Genomic DNA, 7,839 nt, shown 5'->3' on the forward strand with positions numbered 1-7,839 from the left:
CCACGCCACACCACGGCGCCGGCTTCGTCAAGAACGCATACCGATGTCAGGTCGAGGGAAACATCCAGACCAACAAAGTGCTTCGTCATTCCATTTCTCCACATGGCGAGGTCAAGCGTCAGCAGTTTAGCTGAGTGCTGGATGCTCCGCGATCACGCCATGTAATCGCGGGAGCGAGTCGCCCCGAGGCCAGATGGCCACGGCATTGAAGAGCGGGTGGTTGTTCTCCGATAAGATGGAAGTACGGGCTCACGACTGGACGCCGGGCCCAAGCATCGAACGGCTCGACCTGTCGTTGAAAGAGACGGCGATTTCTGTGCGGTGTGGCGGCAAGCGGATCTGGCGCGGCAAATGCCCTTCCGATCCGAGCTTGGTCGCGGAAGTTCTGCGCAAACACGCTCCAACGGCAGAGCGGGTGGTGTTCGAGACCGGACCTTTGTCGGTGTGGTTCTATCATGCTCTGAGCGCCGAAGGACTTCCGGCCATCTGCATCGACGCCCGGCACGCCAAGGCGGCGCTCGACATGGCGCCGAACAAAACGGACGCCAACGATGCCGATGGCTTGGCGCATCTGGCCGAGGTCGGCTTCTACCGCGAGGTCCGGGTGAAGGGCTATGACAGCATGCTGATCCGCACGCTGCGACAAGGCAGAGCGATGCATGTCAGTTACTCCGTCCCCGGGGTGCGGTCACTTCCGCCTCCTTTGTTGCGGCGATTGAGGATCCGAAAAACTTCCGAACCTCCCGAGTTGGGGCATGGCTGGGACTGACGAAAAGGCGATATCAATCCGGCGAAGTTGACTACGAAGGCCACATCTCGCGGCGCGGAGACAGTCATCTGCGGGGCCTCCTTTATGAGGCTGCTACGGTGATCTTGACCCGCGCCCATGCTGATAGCTCGCTTCGTACCTGGGGATGAAACTTAGAGAGAGGGCCGGCTTTCAACGAGCAGCAGTTGCTGTGGCGCGCAAGCTATCCGTCATAATGCACAGAATGCTGACAACCGACGAAATCTTTCACAGGTCCGCCAGCGTGATCGCCTGAGACCGTAGGAACATTATCAGGAGAGTTGCGATGACTTAGGTCGCCAGCCGTTCTGAATTGCCTCCGCTTCACCGGATGCGCTGAAACGTCCCTGCCGGGACGTAGGTCGGATCATTTCGCTGATGCTGTTGCAGGTGAACGTGTGCCACGTCCACACTGCGTCCATTACACTGGAAGATCCCTCCCGCGAAAACCCATCATGCGGCGATCAAGTAATCGACCGCGCAGACAACCGTGCTCTCGGCAAACGTCAATCAGCGGCGCAACACGAAACAGCGCGCTTCGCACAATATCCTGCGTCTCAATGAGTCGTCCGGTCGAACGATCACCGGCCGTCGATTGAACAAGGTCAAGAAGGGCTTGATCGAGGACGCGCGATTAGACAACGCCCGATTAGACAACGGCATCTAGGTCATGAACGGTCTCAACGACGGGTCCGGTCAGTAGCCCCACTTCACGTCAACTACGTTCCGCAGTGGCTTCTTCTCGAGGAAACGCCGCAAGTTGTCGCTGAAAATATCGAATACTCGGGCGTTGTAGTCGTTTGACCAACCGGCGACATGAGGGGTCATAATGAGGTTGGGCATGGTCCAGAGAGAACTGTCAACTGAGTGGTTCTCGCTCAAACACGTCAAGGAGGGCTCCGGCGATGATGCCTGCCTGGAGGGCCTCGATGAGCTCACTTTCCGCAATCACCACGCCACGGGCAACGTTGATCAGGAACGCGGTGCGGCGCATCAGCCGAAGCTGCTCTCGACCAATGAGACGCTCGGTTTCCGGAACGTGGGGAACGGCGAGCACGACGAAGTCTGAAAGCTCCAAGAGCTCGGCGAGACCATTCGGCGGGAAGACCCTGTCGACACCTGGGATCGGCTCGGTCACATCCCGTTTCGAGCCTATCACCGTCATCCCGGCGCTTTTGCCGCGGCGCGCGATGGCGGCGCCGATCGACCCGAGCCCGACCACCCCAAGCGTCAGCTCCGCTAGCGGTGCGACGCTTCGGCCATGCCATTCCTTGCGAGACTGTTCTCGCATAAATCGTGGGAAGTCCCAATGCAGCATTGACATCCCACCGATTACGAAATCGGCAATTCGCCGTGGATACCCCGAACATTGGCGATGATGAGGTCGTTCATTCGGTCGCGGATCGGCAAGATCGAGTCCACGCCCGCGTTGGTACACTGGAACCAGCGCAGTCGACGGGTCTTGTCAAAGAGCTCGACAGGGAAGTCGGGCGCGAGGAGAACGTCGGCCTCCGCCACGTGGCGGTAGAGCGATCCCGCATCCTTGGCGCACAAGACGCGCAGCTGGGGAAACTGCTTCCGGAGTGACACCGAGTAATCATCGGCGGCGGAATCTCGAAGGAGGACGGTAACGGCATCGTCAGCCGAAAGCGTAGAAGATTTCACGACCATCTCCATGTTATCCATTACAAAACAGCGGCGACCGGGGACACCGGCTACAGAATACATGAACGCTAAGCAATACATGTAGCCCAGTTTTGGCCGAGGATAGCGACCCTGTCTTCGTACCCGCTTCTTCCGACCATATCCAGTTAGGTCGCGCAATCAGAGCCCTCTGCATTCAGCGCGCGCTTTACAGCGTCGAAGTACATTGGAACTTCTAGGTCAATCTCGTTACTCGATGTTCTAGCAGGGTTCGCATCTTGCATTGCACTGCCTCCGAGATCATTCGGCGTTTTTTCATAACCTTCTTCTCCCAGTTGTCAAACACGATGGAAGCCCTAGCACCGGCACCCCTCGTAAATCGCACTCGAACAGGCGGATGAAACCGAGTAGCCCGTTCCGCTGGGGCACGCCGTCATCGGAATGGCGCACTGCTTCGTCGGCGTCCTCCGCCGTGCGATTGGCTAGCGCGATGAGTAGGCTCCAGTCGCCGAAAGCTTGCAATCAAAACCCACAGCCGAATCCCACTCATCGGTTTCGGCAGTTTTCACGGACGAATGCTTATACCAGCCTGCGTGAACTGATTGAGTGGCCGCTTGAGACCGAGGTTCTCTCTCAGGGTTTTTCCGGAGTATTTGGACCTGAATTTTCCTCGTTGGCGCAATTCGGGCACGACGAGCTCAACAAAATCCTTGAGTCCGCCAGGAACGGTCGCCGGCAATATGTTGAATCCGTCAGCCGCATGCTGATCAAATACATGGATCATGTGGTTTGCAATCTCGTCGGGCGTTCCAACGACCATCAGATGGCCAAGGCTGTCCGATACCAACCGGATTAGTTGCCTCCAAGTGAATTTCTGGCGCGCGGCCAAGTCGAGCAGCAGTTTCTGACGGCTCTGGATGAAATTTGTCTGCGGTAAAGTCTCGGGGACTAGTGAGTCAAGATTTATTGAACGCAAGTCGATGACAGACCCCAGCCAAAGATGGGCTTCCCCAATTAGAACGTCGATGTGCGTGTGCGATTGTAGTTTTTGAAGCTTCTCAGACGCTTCTTGCTTGGTCCTCCCAACGATCGGGACAATGCCCGGCATGACTAGCACCTGATCGTCCTCCCGTCCAAGTTCGCGCGCTTTCTCTTTGAGAGTTGCATAGTACCGTTTACCGTTCTCTAAAGACGGTTCGGCGGTGAACACGACCTCACCCACGTCTGCAGCGAACGCAATTCCGGCGTTCGATGCGCCAGCCTGAACCAACACGGGGTAGCCTTGCGGCGGCCTCGCGATATTCAATGGGCCTCTGACTGAAAAGCGGTTCCCTCGATGGTTAAGCAAATGCAGCTTCGTAGTATCAGCGTAAATACCACTTTGCTTATCACGAATGAACGCGTCGTCCTGCCACGTGTCCCAAAGACCTTTGACAACTTCTACGAATTCCCTTGCTCGCGCGTAGCGCGTGTCGTGATCTGGGAGTTCCTTTTCGCCAAAATTTTGGGCTTCGAAATTACTTGCCGAGGTGACAATGTTCCAGGCCGCCCGTCCCCGCGACAAGTGGTCAAGTGAGGCAAGCATGCGTGCAAGATGATAGGGTTCGTAGTACGTGGTCGTCGCTGTCGCGACAAGGCCGATGTTCTGTGTTCTCGATGAGAGCGCCGACAACAGCGTAATTGGCTCGAACCCATCGTTACCAGTTACGCGAGCTATGGCTGCGTGATCATCTATTACGCCTTGGTGATCAGCGAGAAATACGAGGTGAAACGCCGCACCTTCGGCGAGTGCTGCCGCATGAGCATATTGGTCAACCCCGACATTCGCTGGCACGCACGGATCACGCCATGCACCTCTGTGATATCCCACCTGTGTGAGATACAGTCCGAGTTTCATTTCATCATTGCGCCGCATGTCGTATCTCCGTTCAATTTGACGCCACTCTCTTACCTACGAACCGACAACAACGAACCTACCAAGCGTGGTAGTTGTATTCTGGGTATAGAGCGATGAGCTGTTTCCGAGCTGCGGGAATCGGGAACGGGAAGGCGAAAAACGCCGGGAGTGCAGCTGATTTAAGCTGCCTCCGAGTCGCGGAGGTGGTGGTGGTGGCGTCCGAGCGAACTGTTACGCATTTGCCTCCTCGATTATCCGCGGCGCGGCGCCGGAAGGGATGAACATGCGGTCGTCCTGGATGGCTGTTCTGCCGACAGCCCGGGATTGAGATAGCGCGCGACTTGCCCTCGCCGAAAGCGGCATGGACCATCTGCGGGCTGCTCCACGAAGGAATGCCGTGGCGGAGGGAAGCGATGGCCGGTCGCGAAACCGCGAGCCCGCCGCGGTATGACAGTTCAGTGGCAGGTCAGCAGCCAAAATGCAAAGTGCCGCCCAGTATTCAAGCGCACCGCCCACGCGCCAAGCGCAAGGTTGGTACGGCGTGCACGGATCTCATCATGGCCTGACTGCAACAGCAGTCCACTCGAGAGAGGCAGGATACATGTATGCAACTGAAATCGTCATTTGCGATGTTGCGACACCTTGCCCGGGCGAGGCGGACCATACATTTTTCGCGACATCCTTCGGGATCGCGTTGTCTAGCAGCTGCTCGGCCAGCAGCTTCTTCAGCCGAGCGTTCTCGTCTTCCAGCGCCTTCAGCCGGCGGGCGTCCGACACCTCCATCCCGCCATACTTCGTCTTGAACTTCTAGAAGGTCGCTGCCGAGATGCCGTGCCTGCGGCAAACATCCGCCGTCTTCGCGCCGGCCTCCTGCTCCTTCAGCATCCCGATGATCTGTTCTTCCGTAAACCGCGAGGTCGCATCGTCCGTCTCCTGTTCGACGGACTCTAGCCAAATCTGGAGGGAGTTCAGGGTGGTCGCAGGTCAACGCTTGGGGCGTCCGGATTCTCTCAGAGCCTTCTCTATTCGGCGTGTTGAGGTCAATCGCTTTCGAGCTTTCAATGTCCGGAGGTTTGGCGTCTTCCGCAGGGCCTCGCTTCTCTTCGGGATCGGCGTTTCGCCCTCCCAGCATGGGACCAGGAGAATGAGATGGCCCAATCTGAATCGCGTCCTGACCGCACGATGCGATCGGCACAAGGCACTAAGCGAACTCACCTCATCCATCGTCCTGCGAAGAACGTGTTTCCACCGGTTGGCGGAACTTTGTTCCCTCCCTTGCGGCGTTCCCAGTCAGACGGCGGCCGGTGAGGCTTCTCGCGTCCAGCGGAATTCGGTGCCATCCAGCCACATGCGATGCATGATCACCGCCAGGCGACGTGCGAGTGCGACGATTGCCTTACGCAAGCCACGCCGTTTGGCGGCGTTCATCGCCCAGGCTTTCAGCCATGACCATTTCGTCACGCGCGTCAGCAACACTTGGGCGGCTTCATAAAGCAGCGTTCGCATCATCGCGTCACCGCACAGCGATACATATCCAAATCGCTTGCTTTCTCCCGACTCAATGAGCTTCGGCGTCAGCCCCAGTATCGGTCCAACAGCCTTCGAGTTCCTGAACCGCTGCGGAGTATGGATGGTGCTGGTGAAGGCCAGCGCAGTGATGGGGCCGACACCGGGGATAGGCAGCAAGAAAGTGGCCGTCGCCTGCAAACTGGCTGTGATCATGCATCGGATCTGGATCGACGGAAGCCAATTCCGCTGGTCGAAGGAGGAGGCGACCGCGTGATCACCAGCTAAGCATTAAGCAAGATCCGCCCTTTCGGCGGGGAATGTCCCTGCCGGGACGATGGCGTCGGTGATCTCGTAGATGGGGAGGCAGCCCTAATTTAAGGTACTGCGTCGATTATATTGAGGTACCCACGTCCCGAACGCTAACATGGCGACCCAGTGTTAACCGCGAAGAGAACCACAGAGCCGGCAGGAACATGGATACGCCGAAAAGGAGCTTGCAATCAGCTCCGCGATCAGAGAACCCATCTGATTGCCGCGCTTGTTCCGAGTTTCAAGCGCCAGCCGCTGAGATCGCCGTTGCCTACGAGGCGGCCGGCGACGGCTTCTGGCTGGCGCGCTGGCTGCGGGCGCGCGATATCGAGCCCTATGCCATCCACCCTGCCAGCGTCGCGGTGTCGCGTGAGCACCGGCGTGCCAAGACAGATAGGCTCGACACGGAGCTTTTGATGCGCGCCTTTCTCGGCTGGCTGCGTGGCGAGAAGCGCCATTGCAGTATGGCGGCGATTCCGACGCTCGAAGAAGAGGACGCGCAGCGGCCGAACCGCGAGCGGCAGACCTTGGTCGGTGAGCAGACGCGGCTCATCAACCGCATCAAGGCGATTCTCGCCCGCTTCGGCATTCGCAGCTTCCGCTTGAGCCTGCGCAATGCGGCCGACAGGCTTATGGCTTTCCGCATAGCGGAGGGAACGCCGCTGCCGGACAACACCCGCGCCGAGCTGTACCGCTTGCTTGAGCGGCTCAACCTCGTGCGCCGTCAGATCCGCACCATCGAACAGGAACGGCAGCGCCGGCCCGCCGCGGCGCCGGCTGCACCAGAACGCCCGCATGCGATGGTGCGCCTCCTCGCACGGGTATAGCGCGACGATCAGGATGAGACGGGAGCGACAATCTGATTGTCGCGCGGCAATCAATGACGTGAATGCGCTCGACCGGCCATCCGACGTGATGGCACGATCACGCAGCGCATATTGCCGCTTGGTGCTGTCGCTGTTCTCGGCACCCTGGCGGAGTGTCGACTGACGCACATAGAGATAGGCGTCGCGTCTAAGGTGATCGGCGGTGATCTTCAGATCAGACATGTTCAGGCTCCTCGGCAAGACTGACGACAAGGCTGGTAAAGATGCGGGTGAATTCGCTTACTGCGCGCTCGGGATTGCCGGTTGCGGCGTGATGATGGCGGCTTGCGATGCGGATGTTGAGCGCGTCACTTTGATCCAGGCCGCCTGCCCTGACGCCGCAAAATGGCCGTCCCGGCGGCCGAGATAAGCTGGGCGCCGAGCACAGCGGCGAGAAGTCGCTTGTAGGCCTCGACGATGCCGGCCACGTCGGCGATCAGAGCGGCGCGCGCTGTTTTTTTGCGCGCCAGCCCCTGTTCCAGACCGCGCCGATGGACCTGACGCCAAAGTATAGCGCGACGATCTGGATGAGAGGCTCTCACTATGATTGCCGCGCCGCATCGCATTGCCTGACAGCCCTTGTTCGAAGGAAGATGCTTACGTTGATGACGCCAATCATGGGTATTTGGATCAATAATCGTACCTATACGGATATTTCACGGTCTCGAGGATCTCCAGGTCGCGCCGCGCCACTCCGAGTGGCTGCAGACCGAGGTCCCGAATTCGAGTTTGGAGCTATTTCCGCACAACGGGCACAACTTGAGCCAACTCATGCCGCACGTCTGGGCCTGGCTGGTGGGAACGAGACATAAGATCATCGGCGGCGT

Annotated in this window: 6 protein-coding genes and 4 pseudogenes; 4 read left to right on the top strand and 6 right to left on the bottom strand. The window is 58.6% G+C overall.

Annotation, left to right across the window (positions count from 1 at the left end; translation table 11 throughout):
* Positions 1-235 precede the first annotated feature (235 nt).
* A pseudogene (locus AC0L3N_RS33115) lies at positions 236-1,043 on the top strand (IS110 family transposase).
* Positions 1,044-1,646: 603 nt separating this feature from the next.
* Here AC0L3N_RS33115 and AC0L3N_RS33120 read toward each other — a convergent pair.
* The 5 genes and pseudogenes from AC0L3N_RS33120 to AC0L3N_RS33140 form a co-directional block, all read right to left on the bottom strand.
* On the bottom strand, positions 1,647-2,105 hold the full coding sequence (locus tag AC0L3N_RS33120; RefSeq protein WP_473551830.1) for an NAD(P)-dependent oxidoreductase: 459 nt from the start codon (positions 2,103-2,105) through the stop codon (positions 1,647-1,649).
* A gap of 14 nt (positions 2,106-2,119) precedes the next feature.
* A complete protein-coding gene (locus AC0L3N_RS33125; RefSeq protein ID WP_473551832.1) occupies positions 2,120-2,452 on the bottom strand; it encodes a hypothetical protein in 333 nt (110 codons plus the stop codon).
* Between the two features lie 544 nt (positions 2,453-2,996).
* Positions 2,997-4,346, bottom strand: coding sequence for an LLM class flavin-dependent oxidoreductase (locus AC0L3N_RS33130; RefSeq protein WP_473551834.1), 1,350 nt, complete (start codon positions 4,344-4,346; stop codon positions 2,997-2,999).
* A gap of 657 nt (positions 4,347-5,003) precedes the next feature.
* Positions 5,004-5,213: pseudogene (locus AC0L3N_RS33135) on the bottom strand (transposase); the annotation flags it as partial.
* Between the two features lie 405 nt (positions 5,214-5,618).
* A pseudogene (locus AC0L3N_RS33140) lies at positions 5,619-6,014 on the bottom strand (transposase); the annotation flags it as partial.
* On the opposite strand from AC0L3N_RS33140, the gene AC0L3N_RS33145 reads away from it, so the two are divergent.
* Together AC0L3N_RS33145 and AC0L3N_RS33150 are read left to right on the top strand one after the other, a co-directional pair.
* On the top strand, positions 5,959-6,111 hold the full coding sequence (locus AC0L3N_RS33145; protein WP_473551841.1) for a hypothetical protein: 153 nt from the start codon (positions 5,959-5,961) through the stop codon (positions 6,109-6,111). The pseudogene AC0L3N_RS33140 and the gene AC0L3N_RS33145 overlap by 56 nt on opposite strands.
* Positions 6,112-6,310: 199 nt before the next feature.
* Positions 6,311-6,973 (top strand): IS110 family transposase, encoded by a 663-nt coding sequence (locus AC0L3N_RS33150; RefSeq protein WP_473551836.1) that lies wholly within the window; start codon positions 6,311-6,313, stop codon positions 6,971-6,973.
* Between the two features lie 49 nt (positions 6,974-7,022).
* Here the strand turns inward: AC0L3N_RS33150 and AC0L3N_RS33155 are convergent.
* Positions 7,023-7,195: pseudogene (locus tag AC0L3N_RS33155) on the bottom strand (recombinase family protein); the annotation flags it as partial.
* Here AC0L3N_RS33155 and AC0L3N_RS33160 point away from each other — a divergent pair.
* On the top strand, positions 7,194-7,382 hold the full coding sequence (locus tag AC0L3N_RS33160; RefSeq protein WP_473551838.1) for a hypothetical protein: 189 nt from the start codon (positions 7,194-7,196) through the stop codon (positions 7,380-7,382). The pseudogene AC0L3N_RS33155 and the gene AC0L3N_RS33160 sit on opposite strands and share 2 nt — an antisense overlap.
* The last annotated feature ends 457 nt before the right edge of the window (positions 7,383-7,839 follow it).

It is taken from the genome of Mesorhizobium sp. WSM4807 (genome assembly GCF_055811615.1).

Bases quoted from the DNA above. Each gene is read 5' to 3' on its own strand.
- AC0L3N_RS33120 (WP_473551830.1), bottom strand. From the start codon at position 2,105: ATGCTGCATTGGGACTTCCCACGATTTATGCGAGAACAGTCTCGCAAG.
- AC0L3N_RS33130 (WP_473551834.1), bottom strand. From the start codon at position 4,346: ATGCGGCGCAATGATGAAATGAAACTCGGACTGTATCTCACACAGGTG.
- AC0L3N_RS33145 (WP_473551841.1), top strand. From the start codon at position 5,959: ATGGTGCTGGTGAAGGCCAGCGCAGTGATGGGGCCGACACCGGGGATA.
- AC0L3N_RS33150 (WP_473551836.1), top strand. From the start codon at position 6,311: ATGGATACGCCGAAAAGGAGCTTGCAATCAGCTCCGCGATCAGAGAAC.
- AC0L3N_RS33160 (WP_473551838.1), top strand. From the start codon at position 7,194: ATGTTCAGGCTCCTCGGCAAGACTGACGACAAGGCTGGTAAAGATGCG.